This is a genomic window from Paenibacillus sp. ALE2 (assembly GCF_054113385.1).
Genome location: NZ_CM134213.1, coordinates 3664686 through 3683565 on the forward strand (window position 1 = coordinate 3664686; position 18880 = coordinate 3683565).

An 18880-nucleotide genomic window follows, 5' to 3' on the forward strand; every position below is an offset into this window, starting at 1 on the left:
ATACACATTGGCATTTTATGAGAGGGAAAGTCTTATGGTAACGGCGAACATACAGGGAAGGGGGATTCCGGCGTACTTAAGGTCTGACTAGGGTTAATCTTGCTCTTGATAGGGATTAAAGGAAAAGCCAGGGTATCCATGAGTATAGGTGTAACCTCTTTGGGGGGCGATCTGACGATGTGATGAAGTATCGTTTAGCCTTACATGAATCCCTGGTTTTCGAGGTGGCTGCTGCTTGCAGTCATTGGGAGGACCGATGATGACAGTTTTTTTAATAGGGGCGAGCGCTTCCTGAACCTTTTTCTCATCCAGGCAGTAAGTATGAGCCATAATGTTACTCGGCGTTAGCCGCAAAACATCGGAGCCTAAAATGAATTCAGGGACTGGAGCGTTGAAAATCGCCAACAAGTGAGTGTCGTCCACCGTGGCGACTAGATAATGCCACCATCCCTGAGGGACGTTAGCCACCTGTCCAGGTGTAATCGGAAAATGTCGTAACTCGCGGGTAAAGGGATTAATCAGTGACACGGTCACTGCTCCAGAAATACAGTATATTAGTTCTGTGGCATTTTGATGGTAGTGAGGCTCTACAACATTAGCAGTGCTGAGACGGATATCCAGTAGCGATACATTTGCTAATGTATTCAACTGCTGGATCGACAGCTCGTTGATTGAGTTCTGAGCATCTTTCTGAAACAAAATATTGTCGCTTAAATCATAGGTGAACTGTACAGTGGGAGAGGTGTAATCCATATATGAATTCACGTGTCCTTTCCTGCCTTTCTGTTACTCGAAATGAATGATCGTACGCTACCCTATGCATTCGCCTATATTTATGTGCACAAAATGTGGTTTGAAAAAGCAAATGTCAGATTCAGGTCCTGGGTAGATTGAATCGAAAAATAGCGAAAAAAGTCACGTATTCAAGTGTAGTCGAAATGTGGTCTATTGCCCTCTCATACACATCAGCCCCTTAGGAATGGTGTTTTATTAGCTTAGTTATTCTTAGGACCAGAGCCGGATGATACGTAAATGCGGCTTGTGGTATACTGCAACGGACGTGTGAATGCATCAATATCCGATTCCATATGTAGCCACGCGTCATTTCCGCAGCTAGTCATAAGTTATGGCAAAAGAAGCATCATCGGATAAACGTCCCTGAGTTGTACAGGCCGGAATGGTTGCACCGGACAGAACATGAAAGAGGAGGTTGTCTGGAATATGAAAAAATTATCTATTTTAATCCTGTCCTGCGCATGTTTATTGGGTGCTGTATTATCAGTCGCACCAGGACAAGCACAGGCACAATCGTCAGCTTTAAAGAAAGGGATTCAAAGCGAACGGGTGCTGGAGCTTCAACAGCAGCTTCATTCACTCGGTTACTTCAAAGCTGGTTTTACGGGATACTATGGCTCTTTGACCAGTAAAGCGGTGGCTCGTTTTCAGAAGGATAACGGTCTGACGCCTGATGGTATAGCGGGAGCGGCAACACAGGCCAAGCTGGATTCGTTCGGAAAGGTCCGCGTAACCGCGTTGGATCAACTGGCACGGATCATTTATTCCGAGGCGCGTGGGGAATCGTTTGAAGGACAAGTAGCTGTTGGCGCTGTAGTATTAAACCGTGTGCAGTCCGGCGAGTTTCCAAGCTCGATTCCCGACGTTATTTTACAGCCGGGTCAATTCACCGCTGTACAGGATGGTCAATACCGCCTGAAGCCCAACAAGACTGCGTACCGAGCAGCCAGACAGGCACTTAATGGGGCTGATCCGACCAATGGGTCCTTGTTTTATTACAACCCAGCGATTGCCACAGCCAAATGGAGTAAAAGCCGTCCGGCTGTCATCTCACTTGGTCGTCATACATTTACGAATTAATTCCATATGAGCATTTGTAATTTTTTCAGCCGTCAGTAGCTTCTTCTAGAAGTGGTGACGGCTTTTTGTGTATTCACAAATTTGTAATATATTAGGGGTGATGTATCTCGTTTTATATTAAAAATTCTACCTATTATTCCGATACTCTTAATAGACAAAAAATGAAATCAAAGGAGTCTTTCTAAAATGAGTCAACATCCTTATACCATCGAAGTGGATCAAGTCATTAAAACGGTACATATGGCAGTGAATGGAGTTTTTAGCCAAGAGGAGTACGACAGCTTTGTAAAGGATTATATCGCCAAAACTTCATCTATTCAGGCATCGAGCTTTACACTCAAGGTAGACTGCACCCAAATGGCACTTTTGGGACCGGGTGAAGTAGAGAAACTGAAGGGCTCTTTTGTACGTTATAAAGAAACTGGATTTGCCAAAATAATTTTTGTTATCAGCCTCCAGCAAACGATTATTAAAATGCAGCTTGGTCGCGTAGCACGTGAAGCAGGATTAAACAACGTAGATATTGTAGTACAATAATGCGCTGACGTATGAGTAAGGGGGAAACCTGATGAGCCATATCAGAATAAAAGCACTGGGAGTGTATCATCCGTCCCACTCGTTGAATAACGAATATTTTATTCGCCATTTTGACGAGCGGGGAAAAGATATCCGACGCTTCATGGAGCATATGGGAAGAAAACATCGCTATATCATTGATGACCCCAACGAAAACGGTCTAACTATGGGGATAGCAGCTGCGCAAAAAGCATTGGAGCAAGCTGGTATGACAGGTCGTGATGTGGATATGATCGTGTTCTCCACTCAAGTTCCTGAGTCGCTGTTTCCGATGAATGCCTTGTTTGTTCACCAGGCGATTGGGGCCAGACATGATGTGGCAGTGATGGATTCCAATGCGAATTGTGCAGGGATGACAGTAGCTGTCGATCAAGCCAGTCGGTCGATGTTATCTAATCCCGATGTACGGACAGCGCTTATTATCGGCTCAGATTATAATTCGCTCATTTCCGATCCTGCGGATGAGATTACTTATGCGAACTATGGGGATGCTGCGTGCGCAGTTATTTTGGAGCGTACTGAAGAGGAAACTGGATTCATAGATTCCCTGTATTTTACGGACCCCGTCAATATAGATAAAATTTTGTACCCGGCTCAGGGGTTAGCGGCGACACTCCAAAGGAACGCGCCCGGAAAATATATTCAGTGGCTTCCGTTCGACGCCAATATGGCCCTGCCTCCAACATTTGAGCTGCTTGAACGCATTATAAAAAAGAATGGGCTGACGCCTCAGGATGTGCGGGCTTATTGTCTGTCGCAGTTTTCATTGGCCAATGTGTTGAAGATCCAGGATCATTTGGAGCTAGAGGATGATCAGATGATTTATGTGGGTGATCGTTATGGTTATACAGGTACCAGCAGCCCGTTCATTGCTCTATATGAAGGTATTGGATCAGGTCGTATCCGGCGTGGCGATCATGTGCTATTCTGGACGATCGGAGCTGGATATCAACTGGTTGCTATGTTGTTCAAATATTAGGAATACGAAGACCTTGCAGCTGCAAGGTCTTTTTGTATTTCCCACCATGATAATTGTAATGATTTGGTTGTGTTAGGGGTGATTATTTTGTAAAATTTAAACATTGAATTCATAAGGGAGAGCTCATATTGCGGACATTGGATAACATGACAATGATGACGGAAAACATCGTACACAATTCATAATAGGAGCTGAAGGGTTATTAAAATCGAAAATTTGTTTTACGGGGAACGAATAAAACTGGCCGCAGTCAGGGAAGAAGATGCTGAACTGATGTTCAAATGGGGTGAGGATGCGAAGTATTTGCGAAATGTAGATACGGATTTGGCACTCCCCTACACGTTGAAACAGATGGAATCGGAAGGATCTCCTAGCTCTAACGAGATCTATTTTCGGTTAAGAACATTGGCAGACGATGTCTTGATCGGATTTGTTGCTATTCATGGGATTGAGTGGAATAATCGCTGCGGGCAGCTGGCAGTAGGTATAGGTAATACAGACTACCGTGGCAAGGGGTTTGGAGCGGAAGCTATACGTCTCATTCTTCGTTATGCATTTTATGAGCTGAATCTTAATCGGGTCGGCTTGGATGTGATTGAGTACAATACACAAGCGATCCGTACCTATGAGAAGGCAGGATTCCAGCTGGAGGGTAGAGTTCGTTCCGCTGTTCTCCGTGATGGCAACAGCTATGATCGTATTATGATGGGTATCCTGTACTCTGAATGGATTTCGACTCTTCAAGAATAATAGATACACAATTTGTTCATAAAATATTCCATAATAAGCCTTTTAATAATGTGAAAATAGGTTTATAGTTAAGGGGTCACATGCCCAAATCATTATTAATTTGAGTATGAGTCAAAGCTGAGGAGGAATTTACATGGCAAACGTTGTAAGGTCCGTTACTTCACCCAAGAAATTTATTTCTGGACAAAATCTACTCTCGTCGTTAAATGACTACATCAAGGATTATGGCGATAAGGCTTATGTTATTTGCGATGAGTTTATCCTTGAAAGAGCCCAAAAGGAGGCAGGTGCTTCGATTGAAGCAGCTGGTAACCAGGTGGTCTTTGAGAAATTCCAATATGAATGTACAAAAGAAGAGATTGATCGTAACCGTGAATTAGTACGCAAACATGGTTCGAACATCATTATAGGGATTGGCGGGGGAAAAACGCTGGATACCGCCAAGGCAACAGCATATTATGAAAAGCTGCCTGTTGTTATTTTTCCAACGATTGCTTCTACAGATGCTCCTTGTACCGCGCTTGCGGTTATTTACAAGAAGGATGGCTCTTTTGACGAATATTTGTTCCTGCCTACGAATCCAGATGTAGTACTTGCGGATACAGGTATTTTGGCAGCGGCGCCTGCACGTTTCTTTGCAGCAGGAATCGGTGATGCACTGGCCACTTATTTTGAAGCTCGTGCCTGCTACCAGGCCAATGGGGACAATCTGGTGCTGAACAAGCCTTCCACTACAGGTCTGGGACTGGCTCGCCTTTGTTATGATACATTGCTGGAAAATGCTGTGAAGGCCAAACGCGCAGTGGATCGTAAAGTGTATACTCGTGCGGTTGAGGATACGATTGAAGCGACTATTTATCTGAGTGGTGTCGGAGCAGAATCAGGTGGATTGGCAGCGGCACATGCTATTCATAATGGTATGACGGCTGTCCCTTCGCTTCACAAAGCACAGCATGGTGAGAAAGTTACTTTTGGCTTGTTAACTCAGCTGGTGCTGGAAAACGCGCCAAAAGAAGAGCTGGAGACTGTGATTAAGCTGGTTAAGGATGTAGGGCTTCCATTAACTCTTCGTGACCTGGGTGTAGAGGAATTTGTTGAGGCTGAATGGCGCCAGGTGGCTGAAGCTGCTTGTGCGGCAAATGATACAATGATCAACATGCCGTTCCCGGTTAGTCCTGATGATGTGTATAATGCAATCATCGCAGCCAATGCGATTGCAGAATCCTATCAATAATAGTTTCTTTCTAATCCGAAAAGTGAATTTTACAAAGACGGGTCTGTCATAACATTGACAGGCCCGTTTCGTTTATGTGCACTAACGAGTGAAACGAAAGAAGGGACCAGGGACTTATATCCTATCTTGTTCTGACCGATATAGATATAACAGGGAAATTAGGTTGGTCACACAGCAGGAGGAGATTTGATGTTGGTACATGGTAAAACACGTAGGGGCAACTTGTACATCCATATGTCCAGCGGTTTTCACAAGATTGGGGATTTTCGGGAAGAATATTCCGTAGCACCAGGTGATCGGCTGATGTCTAGATTAACCAAGCGGATCTACACCATTGTATCCGTACATCTTGGTGAAGAGGCGTATGCCGATCTTGATCTTGAAGAGGTAATCAGAAATAGTTAGAGAGTTTCTTTTGACTGGGTATGAAAAAAGCTTGTATTTCGCTCTAGGAGCAAAGTACAAGCTTTTTTCTTTCAGCGGAGGGACTCATGGAGAAGATCTCGTGTGATAATATTATTTTGGTTCATAAAATGTCTAATGGTTGCCGACGAATTAGTTGCCGACAGTTCCTTTCCCCATGTCATAGCATAAGCCCAGGCTGGCTGATTCTGTAGCACCTTCGCACTTGGCAGAATATCGCTTTCTCCGATTCCCATAGGCTTGCCTTGTGCAAGCTTTAGCAATTCAGTGTAGTAGGAGGATTTGTAATCATTATTATAGATATCGGCTGCAAGCACATCTACCCGGTTAATGCCTGGAAAGGACAGATTATAGGGCGTGCTGTATGCGTTCGGGGCATTGGGACTCCAGACCCACAATAGGTTATCTAAATGATGGACATGTACGAACCGATCATACATTAGATCCCACAGCTTAGCGTAATTTTGTTTGTTCCCCCACCAAAACCAGTTGCCGTTCATTTCATGATAGGGTCTCCATAAAACTGGTACATCCGCATCCCGTAAGGTCTTAAGGGACAGAGCCGCCTCGTCCAAATCAGCGATGAGCTGCTTATATTGCGGGGTACCCGGCGTGATGTAACGATTAAATTCAGCTTGAGTAATTTTTGCTTGTACGTTTTTCCACGTTTTTGGCTTGCCCGGTAACGCCTGATGAAAGGTGATAGCTACGATTCCGCCGTCCTGGCTCCATTCAATAGCACTATTCACAACGCGCTGACGTTGCTCTCGTAAAGCAGTACGGGACTGATTAGCCAACCCACCAAACTCATAGCCGTGAAGTCCTGCGTATTGTCCGCTGATTTGTTGCAGCTTGTTATTTTGTTCATCCGGTGCCTCTAAATAATCATGCTGTCCAGAAATTAGCATACCATCCGGTACATTAGTTAAATAGGCAAGTAATTGCCTGGCTTTGGCAGAGGCATGAGCATTAATTGGCGGGGCGGCATCGGCAACAATGAACGATTGTTGAGAGCCGCTAAAGAGTAAAACAAGCATTAGCAGTAGCACCCTCTGTAACCAAAAGCGTGTTGAGTGAGATTTCATGGCGCTCCTCCTTTGATGCTGGTAATGGGATTAGTGTTTTTCTTTGTGTTTTCTAAGTTGTATGTAGGCGCTAATCATGATCATTATCAGACTAATCATAGTCCACCCATTGAGTTCCTGCGATTGTATCCAATTGTCCCACACAAGGAAGCCTGATATAAAAACAAGCAAACCCACTATAAGGTACATTTTGGTTTGTGCTGGACGCTTGGTACGTTTAGAAACCCAATGTATGATGCCCAAAATGATGGCTGCCTGAAATAAAAATATACCCATTATCATTAAACTAGCTATAAAAATAGGGGACATCCGTATCCTCCTCCTAGGTCTACAAACAGAATATGCAGGTTGTAACCGCAGATGTGGATTCTTAGATGCAAGTTTTAGGACAGGGTGAGTAACTGTTGTGCTCTGGTTATGATCTTGAACAAGTTGACTAAATTATACCATAACTACCGTCCTGCAATGAAAGGCGTCTAAATACCCACTCTACCTTGATTCGCCATCATACTTTATATTCAGTGAAATATCGACATATGGTTTGTACACTACGTACATATGAAGCTCCGTTTGGAAATGGCGGTAAAGTATAAGCATAAATGCAACGCGAAATCGACGGAAAAGTTTGGTATGATTAAAGTGGATTGCAAAGGAGGTTTTCATATGAATGAAGAAAACAGACCATTTTCTAGTCCAGCAGATGCTGAGGGAACCAAAGCAAACTTTGATGCCAATCAGCGGAAGCTTCACTCCGAGGGAGCTTCAAGCCTTTGGCGACAGGTCAGTAATCTGCTTATTCTGGTTGGCGTAATTGCATTGATTATTATTATAGGCCGATTACTTTAATGAGATGACTGAAAAGTCAAAAAGATTAGGGATGTGAAATGGAGTGTTAAAGGCAGCTTTACTTTTTATTTTGGCTGGCATCGCCGAAATCGGAGGTGGATATTTGATCTGGCAGTGGCTGCGAGAAGGCAAGACATGGTATGTCGGACTTTGCGGCGGAGTGATTTTAGCTGTCTATGGAGTCATTGCCACCTTCCAGGTTTTCTCCTCCTTTGGGCGTGTATATGCAGCATACGGAGGTGTCTTTATTGTTCTTTCCATTGCATGGGGCTGGTGGATTGATAAAAAGACACCTGACTTGTACGATTTCATTGGTGGATTGATTTGTTTGGTAGGTATAGCTGTAATTCTGTTGCCGCGCTCAGGGTGATAGGACAAAAACCCCTTTTTTATTTTTAAAAACATGACTATAGGTCTACAAAAATAAGCTTCATATTCCGAAATAGAACTTAAGGAGGGGGTTCTATGAACTGGAATCAAATGAAGCTTAGATTGAAATTTGGCAGTGCTATGCCGAAGAGTGAAGGTAATTTCTCTTTTGGTCTCTTGTGTGGACTCTTCATCAGCATTGTGCTGTGGATCTCAATTATTGGTTGGATCATGCTTATCTTCAAGTGATGCTTAACAAAAACCTGTGACTTATCATTCATGCTTTATTTTGTAAAATCATTACGTAGTTTGTCTATTCCACGGCCTACGGCTTCATCAATCATATCGGTAGCTGCAGGTGAATCGGCACCAGGGTCAGGAATCCGATCAAATCCTGGTTCACGCTTATCCAGAGATTGTTTATATTCGATTTGATCGTCAGTAAGACTCTTTTTTTCGGAATTATGTTTTTTCATAGCACATTACACGCTCCTTCTTAGGCATGGTCAGTTCTACACTTTACATAAACGCTTATGCTCCATATTAAACGCTTATAAAATAAACCGGGAAGGATAAATCCCGCCCGGTACTTTCCAAACAACTAGCGATGCTCAATCAAATCAATCGCTCCCAGAACAACATGAGCCAGTCCGAAACCGAGAATGCCTGTAGCTGCAAGTTTGTACTTACTGCTCAGCAACACAGCGCCTGAAGCCGATACTACCGTCCCAAGAACAGCTGGAATCATACCTTCACGCATTCGTAACACCCCTTCTGGTGGTTTGGAAAGACGTTTATTAGTGTAGTTCAAATGTGCACAAGTTATACAAAAAGAGAAATTTTTTATTTTTTTAAAAACCCCTTTACATTTTGATGAAATTATCGTATTATAAGTTGGTGCCCAGATGAACGACATTTACATAACGAGAACACTTCTTAGTAAGTAAGCTTCTCAGATACTTGTAAGACAAGAACAAGTAAGTGTAAAATAGCGTTCCTAAATGCTTGCCGGGGTGGCGGAATTGGCAGACGCACAGGACTTAAAATCCTGCGGTAGGTGACTACCGTACCGGTTCGATCCCGGTCCTCGGCATCCTAGTTTATTGCATGAAGCCCTTGATAATCAGGGGCTTTTTGCTTTTTTTAGGGGTTGAGATCTAAAACCCATATCATAAGGGGCGAGTGCCATTTTCACTTTTGGGGACGGATTGGGGACGAATTTTTGGATTTACGCATAGCTTTGACATGAGTGGATACTTCCTCTATATGCATATCTGCATACCTCATAGGCTTCATTTTTTATGGAAAGGTAAAGTCTCCAGACTGAGTCGCTCTTGATTAACGCATCAATAACTTTGGTTGCTTCTTCCTCAAAATAGTTTTTCTGTTCTCTTTATGCCTTTCTTATCCTCGTTACTAATATCCGCTAGGGGATTGTTTTTCGTAGCCTGATGAAGGAGAGATTGAGGTAAAGTAGGAGCCTACCCTTATTCTAATATGACTTCCATCATAATTTTGGTAATATAATCTTTTTCCCGGTATTTTACCACGGCATCATAAATATATTCTTCAAAAACATAATCTCCTAAAGATAAGTTTAGTCGATCTATTTCCGAAAAAAGTCGATCATAGGTTTCATGGATGCTCTTTTCTTCACCAATATGGTAGCCCGTTAGAAAATATCCTTTCTTAGTTTTCAAATAAGGATAGTCCTCCCGAGGATTAGGTTGCTTTATGTACAGATAACTGTAGTTCGTATGTTCACCCTTCAATACTTGCTCTTTTTTTGTAATACCCCCAATAGGATATCCTGTATCAAGAAATGATACATATAATTCGTCAACAAATTCTGAAACCACTCTCACAAAATCTTCTTCCGAAATATTTTTTATATTTTTACTAAGATAAAGTGTTGCTTCTGCGTGTTCTTCAAGAGAAATCTGATGAAAATCTAACCGCAATGCCTCTTCCATGAGTTCTATTTTTGCGTCAATGATCCTTTCCGTCATTTCAATTTCTTTTCTTTTTTTAACAATGTTCTCTTTCTGTTGGTGCATTAAAGATAAAAAGCTGGCAGGTGATTTGTGTTTCATATACTGCTGGATTTCTTTGAGTGACATTCCAAGATCTTTTAACAATTCAATAACGTTGAACCATTCTAATTGACGAATAGAATAAAAACGATATCCTTTATCGTTTTTGTAAATCGGAGAAAAAAGGCCAATTTGATCGTAATAGAGTAATGTCTGCTTATTAACTTTACATAGATCGGAAAATTCCCTCGGAGTAAAGTATTTTTCATTCATTTTTGAGTGCCTCCCTTGACTATATAGTTACTATATACCATATGATCGTTTTGTAGACAAACTAAATGGAAAGGTTTTGTTATTATGTTTAGCGAAATTCGGGTTGTAACGAGCTCGAATGAAAAAGAAGTACTTTCCTTAAGCATAGCTAAGGATCAGCGACAGTTTGTAGAATCCATCTCACAGTGTTTACAAGAGGCTAGGGAGGATACTCGTTTTGTACCAGTAGGTCTGTATAAAAATGGTATACCAGTGGGTTTTGCTATGTACGGTAAATTTGAAGACGAAGTCTGGTTCGATCGGTTTCTAATAGATGAGCGATTTCAGGGAATGGGCTTGGGCAAATATTTTATGGAAAAGCTTATTTCATTTTTAGAAAATAAGTACCCTGGCCACCATATTTATTTAAGTGTTTATGAAAATAATATCCATGCAATTCAATTATATAAACAATTTGGATTTACTTTCACAGGTGACTTTTATACACCAAAAGAAAAAATAATGAATAAAAGAAATCAATGAGATTGATAAGTTTTGAACATAGGATGCAACTGTCAAAAGGAGATTAAATGTAATGAATGTTAAAAAATATTTAGGTGTCTTGCTTTTTATTTTAGTGACCATCCTGTTTACAGGCTGTTCGCTCCAAACGGTCTCATTAAAGGACTCGACACACAGCAGTTCTGTTTTAACGCAATTTGATGAAGTCGCTAAATATATTTCGGAGCATAATGATCTTCCCGGGAATTATATAACCAAGAAAGAGGCCAGAAAATTAGGCTGGGAGCCTAGTGAAGGAAATTTGGAAAAAGTAGCCCCAGGCAAAAGCATAGGCGGTGATGTATTTCGAAATCGAGAAGGCTTGTTGCCCGAGAAAAAAGGGAGAATTTGGTACGAAGCAGACATTAATTACTCAGGCGGAACTAGGGGGAGCGATCGAATTCTCTACTCCAATGATGGCTTAATCTATAAAACAACTGATCATTACCGTACGTTTGAGCAACTAAAAGAATGAAGGAGGCTTTATGATGGTTGTAATTATAAATGGAAATAACATTCATGGAAAAGAAGAATTACATGACACACTTCAAGCCCAGCTTGGATTAGACCAAACTTACGGTCGAAATTTGGATGCATTATGGGATTGCTTAACTGGCTCCATCCCGATGCCACTTACAATTCAATGGCTTGATTTTCACGCAAGCAGGAAATCCCTTGGAGAATATGCCGATCGTTTGTTGGATTTAATGCGTGAAGCCGAAGAAGAGGTGGAGAATTTTACTTTTGACGTGAAAGTATAATTATCTTTTTAAGATTTTCACTTTTAGTTAGGAGAACAAAGACGAATTGGGGACAGACTCTGGTATTTTATATAGATTACAGTATCTGCAGGTACACAGGACCAACGAAGCGCCTCACCGTTAATATGCGGAGGAGGCACTTTAATTTTGGGAAAATTACATGCTATAAAATTCAGTTTAGTTTTGTGTTTTGTAATGATAATTCTGCTACCAAATGATTTATTATCTTAATCTGGATATAGATACATCATCCAAAAGAATGGTTGCAAAAGCATCCTGTGCTGTAACGCGAAACACTAAATCTCTGGAGACTGTCCCCGAATTCCCTGAGATTGAGAAGGTACGGGAGACTCTCTCATATTGTGATGAAGGTAGCGAGTTAAGCTGGATCGTGTAGGTTTGCTCTCCTAAACTAATTTGAAGCCGACCACCGAAAGGACTGATCAAATTACGTACCCAGAAGGTCACACGGTATCTTCTTCCTCTTCTCAGATCGGAAATCGTTTGTCTAAGCGAGACGCTGTGCCCCGGGTTAGCTGAGATTCTGACGGCTTGATTGCCACTGTGCGGGTTGGTTCTGGTAATAAAGATTTGACCTGTCACGTTGTTGACGTTTGCAATCCAAGGTGTCAAATCCTGATCTTCAAAGCCGCCGTTTCTAACAACAGCCTGAGTAGGCAATATTCTTTTCTTCTTCATTGCGTGAGGTTGAGATTGTATAGGGGATCTATTCATCCCTCTACGGACAGTAGCTGTACTTTTTCCAGTTTTTTTAGGTTTCATCTGAGCCAACTCTCTTTCAGTAAAAAATGTATTTTGTATTAGTAGTTTATGAAAGTGTGAATAATAGTGTTCATATTAAGAGAAACCAAAAATACCGCCGTATGGCGGTATTTTTTTGGTTATGTAATTACAGCGAAGAAAGAGTTTTACGACTTTATAGAGCAAAATCTTGTAACAGAGGGCCGAAGCCTTTCTATTGCATAAGTTGGTATAATCATTGGTACAGCAACTTTTGACAGAAAGACATCGGAGACGAAAATTATCCCGAAAAGCGCAGAAATGCTTGTTATTCAGGAACTCTTAGCAAAGACTACAACATAGCAAACGCATAGTGATGTAGATCAATTCAGCCGCATTTGAACTGTGAATTTGACGCACAAATTTGGATTTGGCCATGGGAAGGTGGGTTCAGTGAAGCTGATATGAGTCTGACATACCATATGGAACAGTTAAGAGTCTGTTTTATGAATTTTATTAACTATGTATATATTGTAATGGATAAGAAAACAGGAGACATTGCTATTGTCGATCCGTCATGGGATTTATCGAAAATAGAGTCATATCTTCGACAGTTGAATGGTAATCTCAGAGCCATACTATTAACCCATTCACATTTAGATCATGTTAATTTGGTAAATCCGCTCCTGGAAAAGTATAGACCGCACGTATTCATGTCAATACAAGAAATCGATTATTACCATTTTAGATGTGAAAATTTACATCCCGTTAAAGATGGGGATATTATCAAACTTGGAGAAACAGAAATTAGAAGTCTTTTGACCCCAGGACATACCGTGGGAAGTGTATGCTATCTTTTATCCAATCACTTGTTTACGGGGGATACCATTTTCATTGAAGGTTGTGGCTTTTGTGATCCGAATGGAGGAGATCCGAAAGACTTATATCATAGCGTTCAAAAAATAAAGCGAGAGGTTGATAGCTCCATTCAAATTTATCCTGCTCATTCATATGGTAAAGCACCTGGGTTCCCACTCAGTCACCTTATGGATGAAAATATTTATTTTCAATTTACGAGCATGAAGCCGTTTATTAATTTCAGAATGCGCCCCAACCAAAAAGGTTTATTCAATTTTAAATGAGTTGGTAAAAAGGGGGCAGTTCTAAAGGGTGATGGGGCCTCTACCCCCTTAAATATAGACCGGGTTGTTGCCAAAATGGCAATTGACACTGTTTGAGCAGAGGATTATAATGGAAATATACTATTCCAATTATATGATTATATGAAAAATAAAGGAACTTGTTTGCGGTTAATCGCTGGCGGGTCACGTTAACCACTGATGAGGGACATATCGTGAGAGATTGTAGCTTATCAAGCAGGATAAGTGAAAGGGCGAAGCTATGCATACACTGGCAGCAGACATTATAGGGGTTGATTTGGCAGTATGTTTTGTTAGGAGATGAGCGGAGTGAATTGGTACGTGCTTTTTGTGCGAACGGGTAGGGAAGAAAGGGTTAAACAACTTTTTAATAAGTGGTTTGATTCTGAAGTTTACAAACCATTTATACCGCTCCAAGAGAGGCTTTTTAAAGTAGCAGGAACAGTCAAGAAAGAATTAGCGCCTTTGTTCCCTAGTTATGTGTTTATTGAGTCCAACTTACCTGACTTGCAGTTCGTAACAAGTACAAATTCAATGATTTATACTTCCAGCGATATCATTCGTTTATTGAGATATTCGAAGTTAGAAGCTTCTATGCGAGATTGCGAGAGACAAGTTTTAGAGAGTTTATGCAATGATAGATATTGTATAGAATGCTCAACTGGAATTATTGAAGGAGACAATATACGTATCATAGAAGGGCCGCTTAAAGGAAGAAGCAGCATAGTTAAGAAGATAGACAGACATAAAAGACAGGCGGTTATTCAGCTAGAATTTATGGGTGATATCAGACTAGTGAACGTAGCTTTAGAAATTATTAGTAAAGTTTAAATAGAATAATCGTGGGGATATCTTCTCCATTTGGAAGCTTTCAGAGCCCTTTAAGGCATTTGAAGGTTTTTTTTGGTTTGTGCTTGCCTATTCATAGGGGGATATGCATGTGACCATGTATACGGAACAGCTCATGTTGAAGCGGGAAGATATCGTGATGAAGGCGGCTGTTAGTTTTGTACATGCAGTTTGCCGTGACGATGCTGCTCTCGATCCGGAGATTTTTCATTCAGATGAGTGTAGCTACTTTGAGAGCCTGCTATTCCAGCGCCGAAAATCCAACTTTCTGCTTGGCAGGCTAAGTGCAAAACAAGCAGCATCCGTGCTGTTAAGGGAGCAGAACCTACGCAACATAAGCGTGGAGACAGGTGTTTTCGGCCAGCCCTTGCTTCGAACTACCGGAGTCCCTGGTTACCAAGTGAGCATTGCCCACTGTGATGATATCGGGACCGCTGTTGTTTTTCCAGAAGCGCATCCTATGGGGATTGATATTGAGAGGATAAGTCCTAACCGAAATAAGACCATGGAAAGCCAATTGACGACGGAAGAAAGGGAAAGAATCGCAGCCGTGCGAGGAGTAGAGGAATACTCTGTTTTATTGACGGTTTCTTGGACGGTAAAGGAGGCGATTTCGAAAATATTGCGCACAGGCTTTACCGCATCATTGCAAGTGCTTGAAATTAACGAGATCAGATTTAATAGTGGATGCTTTCGGAGTACATTTTCGCATTTTCCGCAATATGCCGCCCAGTCGTATCGGTTGGGTAACTACATCTTTACTATTGCAGCGCCAAGGAAGACGGAATGGAGTATCAATATGTCTCAATTGTATGAGCAATTTAATCCGATTTTCCATCCAAGCTGTTTGTAAATAACCCAATTTTAGGAGGATATACATGCGTAAAGAAGAAGTATTCGAAATCGTTAAAGGTTGTATTTGTGAAGTTCTACCGGAATTAAACGATCACCAGTTTCAGTATGACGATCGCTTGGTAGATTTGGGTGCGGATTCGGTAGATCGAGCCGATATTGTAATGAAGTCTATGGAAGCATTATCTCTTAATATTCCGCGCGTTGAGTTATCTGGCGTTAAAAATGTAGGAGAGTTGGCAGATGCGCTCTATGCCAAATTATAAAGAGCCTGAGTTAGTTATTACGGGAGTTGGTGTTACTTCGTCGATTGGGCAAGGGAAGACTGCCTTTGCTTCGGCGCTGTTCAAAGGGCAACATGCATTTGGAGTTATGCAACGTCCAGGCAGAAAGGGAGAAGCTTCATTTATAGGTGCGGAGCTGCCATCTCTGTCTTATCCGGAGACCATTTCCAAACGAATGTTACGAACCGCATCATTTTCAGGACAGGTGGCAATGGTTACCCTTCAAGAGGCCTGGGATGATGCCCAATTGGATGACGTCGACCCTAGCCGCATAGGATTGGTGATTGGAGGCTCCAATTTTCAGCAACGGGAATTATTTCAAACCTATGAGGCTTATCGGGAAAAAATGCACTTTGTATCTCCGACCTATGGGCTGTCCTTTATGGATACTGATTTGTGCGGATTATGCACTGAGCAATTCGGTATTCAAGGGTTAGCATATACTGTCGGCGGGGCTTCCGCGAGCGGACAAGTCGCCATCATTCAAGCGATTGAGGCAATTCAAGCAAATCGGGTTGATGTGTGCATTGCGATGGGGGCGTTGATGGATATTTCGTATTTGGAATGCCAGGCATTGCGATCCTTGGGAGCCATGGGAAGCGACCGATATGCCGACCAACCAGCAATGGCGTGTCGTCCCTTTGATAAGATGCACGATGGATTTATATACGGGGAATCTTGCGGAGTTATCGTCATAGAGCGGTCGGATTTTGCAATGAAGCGGCAGGGGAAACCTTATGCAAAGCTTGCAGGCTGGGATATGGGGATGGATCGGAACCGGAACCCCAATCCTTCTTATGAAGGCGAGGTTCGAGTGATTAAAAGGGCCTTGGAGAAAGCGAAACTGTCGCCGGAAAAAATTGATTATATTAATCCCCATGGGACAGGCTCTGTAATTGGGGACGAGATCGAAATAAAGGCAATACAGGATTGCCAATTATCACATGCTTACATCAATGCAACCAAATCCATTATCGGGCATGGTCTGAGCGCAGCCGGGACGGTTGAAATTATTGCTACTCTTCTACAAATGAAAGAGTCGAAACTTCATCCTACCCGCAATTTGGAGGAGCCGATCAGAGTGGATTGCAACTGGGTGAAAAACGAGTCCATCCCAGCGGTTATTCACAATACTATGAATTTGAGCATGGGATTTGGCGGGATCAATACGGCCATCTGTATGCAAAAGTATGAGTCGGGCATTTAAGAAAGGGGGAGCATTATGGTATTGGTAGGAATAGAAGCAATGAATGTTTTTGGGGGCTCAGCCTATCTAGATGTCATGCAATTAGCGCAGCACAGACAGTTGGACCCTGCGAGATTTGAAAATTTATTAATGAAAGAAAAGGCTGTTGCCCTGCCCTATGAAGATCCGGTTACCTTTGGAGTCAATGCGGCAAAACCGCTGGTGGACGCCCTCTCTGAAGCGGAAAAAAACCGCATCGAAATGCTCATCACCTGTACAGAATCAGGAATTGATTTTGGAAAATCAATCAGTACATATATTCACCACTATTTGGGACTGAATCGGAATTGCAGGCTATTTGAACTCAAGCAAGCCTGCTATTCAGGTACTGCCGGACTCCAAATGGCGGTGAATTTTATTTTATCCCAAGTCTCGCCAGGGGCCAAAGCGCTTGTTATTGCCAGTGATATCTCACGATTTATTGCCGCTGAAGGCGGGGATGTTTTGAGTGAGGATTGGTCTTACGCTGAACCAAGCGGAGGGGCAGGGGCTGTGGCCATGCTCATTAGTGAAAATCCTCATATATTCCAAGTCGATGCGGGCGCTAATGGATATTATGGCTATGAGGTGATGGATACTTGCCGGCCGATACCAGATAGCGAGGCCGGAGATGCGGACTTGTCTTTAATGTCCTATCTGGACTGCTGCGAGCAAGCATTTTTGGAATACCAGAAACGGGTACAAGGAGTGGATTATAAAGATACCTTCCAGTATCTTTCCTTCCATACTCCATTCGGTGGAATGGTAAAAGGAGCGCATCGCACGATGATGCGAAGGATTACTCAGGCCAAGCCCAATGAGATTGAGGCGGATTATGTACAACGTGTCAAGCCAGGATTGGAGTATTGCCAACGAGTCGGCAATATTATGGGTGCGACCTTGTACCTGTCCTTGGCAGGCACGATTGATAAGGGCACATTTGATTCTCCGAAGCGGATTGGTTGCTTTTCCTATGGATCAGGCTGCTGCTCGGAATTTTATAGCGGGGTAGTGATGCCGCAAAGCCAGGAATATCTGCGTCGTTTTGAGATCGAGCGTAATTTGAATGATCGGTATCAATTATCCATGGATGAATATGAATCCTTGCTGAAAGGCAGTGGCGCTGTACGTTTTGGAACCCGCAACACCAAACTTGATTTTCAATTGGTTCCTGGAGTGATCGATTCCGGGAAAGGGAGACAGCGATTATATCTGGAGGAAATCTATGAATTCCACCGCAAATATCGGTGGGAATCATGAATTATCAAACAATTCAGGTTCGGTTTCAAGAATCGATTTGTTATTTACGGTTTTACCGACCAGAGGCAAATAACACGATTAATAACACCCTCATTGAGGAATGCATGCATGTGCTTGCACTGTGTGAGGAGTCGGTTACGATCGTTGTTTTGGAAGGCCTGCCGGAGGTGTTCTGTCTTGGAGCGGATTTTCAAGGAATGTACGAAAAAATGGCAAATGAACATGAGCATGAGCATGCACAGAATCCAGAACCACTATATGATCTGTGGTTAAAACTGGCGACAGGGCCCTATATCACGATTTCTCATGTGCGAGGAAAGGCAAACGCTGGTGGCATTGGATTTATTGCTGCCAGCGACATTGTGATAGCAGATCAGACAGCACAGTTCAGTCTGTCGGAATTGTTATTTGGGCTTTTCCCTGCTTGTGTTTTGCCCTTTTTAGTACGCAGAATTGGATTCCAAAAAGCGAATTATTTGACATTAATGACACAGCCGATTATGGTTGAGCAGGCTCTTACATGGGGATTAGTCGATGCATATGATGCCCAGAGTGATACGGTGCTGCGCAAGCATTTATTACGCCTCAGACGATTGTCCAAAACGGGTATTTTACGCTACAAACGCTTTATGGACGAACTCAGCGATTTGCGTCAGTATAAATCACTGGCGCTGGCGTCCAATCAAGAGGTGTTTTCAGACGCTCAAAATCTGAAGGGCATTTTCCGATATGTCGAAACAGGTCAATTTCCGTGGATGGACTGAT

The 18880-nt window shown here is 42.4% G+C and carries 25 protein-coding genes and 1 tRNA gene; 20 read left to right on the plus strand and 6 right to left on the minus strand.

Translation table 11 applies throughout. The features are described from left to right. Positions 1-93: 93 nt before the first annotated feature. Positions 94-765, minus strand: a complete 672-nt coding sequence (locus ACXHJ1_RS16060) for a cupin domain-containing protein (RefSeq protein ID WP_107733321.1) — start codon at positions 763-765, stop codon at positions 94-96. Positions 766-1221: 456 nt separating this feature from the next. Between ACXHJ1_RS16060 and ACXHJ1_RS16065 the strand changes: the two genes are divergently transcribed. The 6 genes from ACXHJ1_RS16065 (at position 1222) to ACXHJ1_RS16090 (ending at position 5819) form a co-directional block, all read left to right on the plus strand. Further along, on the plus strand, positions 1222-1875 hold the full coding sequence (locus ACXHJ1_RS16065; RefSeq protein ID WP_457904908.1) for a cell wall hydrolase: 654 nt from the start codon (positions 1222-1224) through the stop codon (positions 1873-1875). A 186-nt stretch (positions 1876-2061) separates the two neighbouring features. Continuing rightward, complete coding sequence (locus ACXHJ1_RS16070) at positions 2062-2412, plus strand: hypothetical protein (RefSeq protein WP_107733323.1); 351 nt, start codon at positions 2062-2064, stop codon at positions 2410-2412. 31 nt (positions 2413-2443) lie between these two features. Then, a complete protein-coding gene (locus ACXHJ1_RS16075; RefSeq protein WP_457904909.1) occupies positions 2444-3430 on the plus strand; it encodes a ketoacyl-ACP synthase III in 987 nt (328 codons plus the stop codon). Positions 3431-3703: 273 nt separating this feature from the next. Then, the gene (locus ACXHJ1_RS16080; RefSeq protein ID WP_230681874.1) at positions 3704-4180 is read left to right on the plus strand and encodes a GNAT family N-acetyltransferase; all 477 of its coding nucleotides are present in this window, start codon (positions 3704-3706) and stop codon (positions 4178-4180) included. Positions 4181-4313: 133 nt separating this feature from the next. Continuing rightward, positions 4314-5414, plus strand: a complete 1101-nt coding sequence (locus tag ACXHJ1_RS16085; RefSeq protein ID WP_019688002.1) for a glycerol dehydrogenase — start codon at positions 4314-4316, stop codon at positions 5412-5414. A 189-nt stretch (positions 5415-5603) separates the two neighbouring features. Further along, positions 5604-5819: a hypothetical protein gene (locus ACXHJ1_RS16090; protein WP_013371960.1), complete on the plus strand. Its 216-nt coding sequence runs from the start codon at positions 5604-5606 to the stop codon at positions 5817-5819. A 71-nt stretch (positions 5820-5890) separates the two neighbouring features. Here ACXHJ1_RS16090 and ACXHJ1_RS16095 read toward each other — a convergent pair whose 3' ends face one another. Next, entirely contained in the window at positions 5891-6922 is a 1032-nt protein-coding gene (locus ACXHJ1_RS16095) for a glycosyl hydrolase (protein ID WP_107733325.1), read from the minus strand. 663 nt (positions 6923-7585) lie between these two features. On the opposite strand from ACXHJ1_RS16095, the gene ACXHJ1_RS16100 reads away from it, so the two are divergent. The 3 genes from ACXHJ1_RS16100 to ACXHJ1_RS16110 all read left to right on the plus strand — a co-directional run bounded on the left by ACXHJ1_RS16100 (position 7586) and on the right by ACXHJ1_RS16110 (position 8386). Then, a complete protein-coding gene (locus ACXHJ1_RS16100) occupies positions 7586-7768 on the plus strand; it encodes a hypothetical protein (protein WP_016821496.1) in 183 nt (60 codons plus the stop codon). 43 nt (positions 7769-7811) lie between these two features. After that, positions 7812-8138, plus strand: a complete 327-nt coding sequence (locus ACXHJ1_RS16105; RefSeq protein WP_013371956.1) for a YnfA family protein — start codon at positions 7812-7814, stop codon at positions 8136-8138. A gap of 95 nt (positions 8139-8233) precedes the next feature. Further along, complete coding sequence (locus ACXHJ1_RS16110) at positions 8234-8386, plus strand: hypothetical protein (protein ID WP_019688000.1); 153 nt, start codon at positions 8234-8236, stop codon at positions 8384-8386. Between the two features lie 35 nt (positions 8387-8421). Here ACXHJ1_RS16110 and ACXHJ1_RS16115 read toward each other — a convergent pair whose 3' ends face one another. Both ACXHJ1_RS16115 and ACXHJ1_RS16120 read right to left on the minus strand, forming a co-directional pair. Further along, positions 8422-8613 carry a hypothetical protein gene (locus tag ACXHJ1_RS16115; RefSeq protein WP_019687999.1) on the minus strand — a complete coding sequence of 64 codons (192 nt, stop codon included), beginning with the start codon at positions 8611-8613 and terminating at the stop codon, positions 8422-8424. A 125-nt stretch (positions 8614-8738) separates the two neighbouring features. Continuing rightward, positions 8739-8897 carry a hypothetical protein gene (locus tag ACXHJ1_RS16120; RefSeq protein ID WP_013311032.1) on the minus strand — a complete coding sequence of 53 codons (159 nt, stop codon included), beginning with the start codon at positions 8895-8897 and terminating at the stop codon, positions 8739-8741. A 247-nt stretch (positions 8898-9144) separates the two neighbouring features. Between ACXHJ1_RS16120 and ACXHJ1_RS16125 the strand changes: the two genes are divergently transcribed. Continuing rightward, a tRNA-Leu gene (locus tag ACXHJ1_RS16125) sits at positions 9145-9230 on the plus strand. A 394-nt stretch (positions 9231-9624) separates the two neighbouring features. Here ACXHJ1_RS16125 and ACXHJ1_RS16130 read toward each other — a convergent pair. Then, positions 9625-10443 (minus strand): MerR family transcriptional regulator, encoded by an 819-nt coding sequence (locus ACXHJ1_RS16130; protein ID WP_107733326.1) that lies wholly within the window; start codon positions 10441-10443, stop codon positions 9625-9627. Positions 10444-10527: 84 nt separating this feature from the next. Here ACXHJ1_RS16130 and ACXHJ1_RS16135 point away from each other — a divergent pair, with 84 nt between their 5' ends. From ACXHJ1_RS16135 to ACXHJ1_RS16145, 3 genes are read left to right on the plus strand one after another with little or no spacing between them, the layout of a single operon-like run. Next, the gene (locus ACXHJ1_RS16135; RefSeq protein WP_107733327.1) at positions 10528-10965 is read left to right on the plus strand and encodes a GNAT family N-acetyltransferase; all 438 of its coding nucleotides are present in this window, start codon (positions 10528-10530) and stop codon (positions 10963-10965) included. Positions 10966-11017: 52 nt separating this feature from the next. After that, positions 11018-11458 carry a ribonuclease domain-containing protein gene (locus ACXHJ1_RS16140; RefSeq protein ID WP_017428096.1) on the plus strand — a complete coding sequence of 147 codons (441 nt, stop codon included), beginning with the start codon at positions 11018-11020 and terminating at the stop codon, positions 11456-11458. 13 nt (positions 11459-11471) lie between these two features. Next, positions 11472-11744 (plus strand): barstar family protein, encoded by a 273-nt coding sequence (locus ACXHJ1_RS16145; protein WP_016821490.1) that lies wholly within the window; start codon positions 11472-11474, stop codon positions 11742-11744. Between the two features lie 222 nt (positions 11745-11966). On the opposite strand, the gene ACXHJ1_RS16150 is transcribed toward ACXHJ1_RS16145, so the two are convergent. Further along, a complete protein-coding gene (locus ACXHJ1_RS16150; protein WP_107733329.1) occupies positions 11967-12527 on the minus strand; it encodes a carbohydrate binding domain-containing protein in 561 nt (186 codons plus the stop codon). A 464-nt stretch (positions 12528-12991) separates the two neighbouring features. Here ACXHJ1_RS16150 and ACXHJ1_RS16155 point away from each other — a divergent pair, with 464 nt between their 5' ends. The 7 genes from ACXHJ1_RS16155 (at position 12992) to ACXHJ1_RS16185 (ending at position 18879) form a co-directional block, all read left to right on the plus strand. After that, the gene (locus ACXHJ1_RS16155) at positions 12992-13627 is read left to right on the plus strand and encodes an MBL fold metallo-hydrolase (RefSeq protein WP_049828186.1); all 636 of its coding nucleotides are present in this window, start codon (positions 12992-12994) and stop codon (positions 13625-13627) included. Between the two features lie 318 nt (positions 13628-13945). Further along, a complete protein-coding gene (loaP, locus tag ACXHJ1_RS16160; RefSeq protein ID WP_206704151.1) occupies positions 13946-14476 on the plus strand; it encodes an antiterminator LoaP in 531 nt (176 codons plus the stop codon). A gap of 115 nt (positions 14477-14591) precedes the next feature. After that, complete coding sequence (locus ACXHJ1_RS16165; RefSeq protein ID WP_228552566.1) at positions 14592-15347, plus strand: 4'-phosphopantetheinyl transferase family protein; 756 nt, start codon at positions 14592-14594, stop codon at positions 15345-15347. Positions 15348-15372: 25 nt separating this feature from the next. Then, positions 15373-15612 (plus strand): acyl carrier protein, encoded by a 240-nt coding sequence (locus tag ACXHJ1_RS16170; protein WP_016821485.1) that lies wholly within the window; start codon positions 15373-15375, stop codon positions 15610-15612. Beyond that, a complete protein-coding gene (locus ACXHJ1_RS16175) occupies positions 15590-16837 on the plus strand; it encodes a beta-ketoacyl synthase N-terminal-like domain-containing protein (RefSeq protein WP_102998783.1) in 1248 nt (415 codons plus the stop codon). Before ACXHJ1_RS16170 ends, ACXHJ1_RS16175 begins: the two co-directional genes overlap by 23 nt. A gap of 15 nt (positions 16838-16852) precedes the next feature. After that, complete coding sequence (locus ACXHJ1_RS16180) at positions 16853-18115, plus strand: hydroxymethylglutaryl-CoA synthase family protein (RefSeq protein WP_016821483.1); 1263 nt, start codon at positions 16853-16855, stop codon at positions 18113-18115. Next, complete coding sequence (locus ACXHJ1_RS16185; RefSeq protein WP_167438382.1) at positions 18112-18879, plus strand: enoyl-CoA hydratase/isomerase; 768 nt, start codon at positions 18112-18114, stop codon at positions 18877-18879. The genes ACXHJ1_RS16180 and ACXHJ1_RS16185 overlap by 4 nt, the downstream gene beginning before the upstream one ends. Position 18880 lies beyond the last annotated feature (1 nt).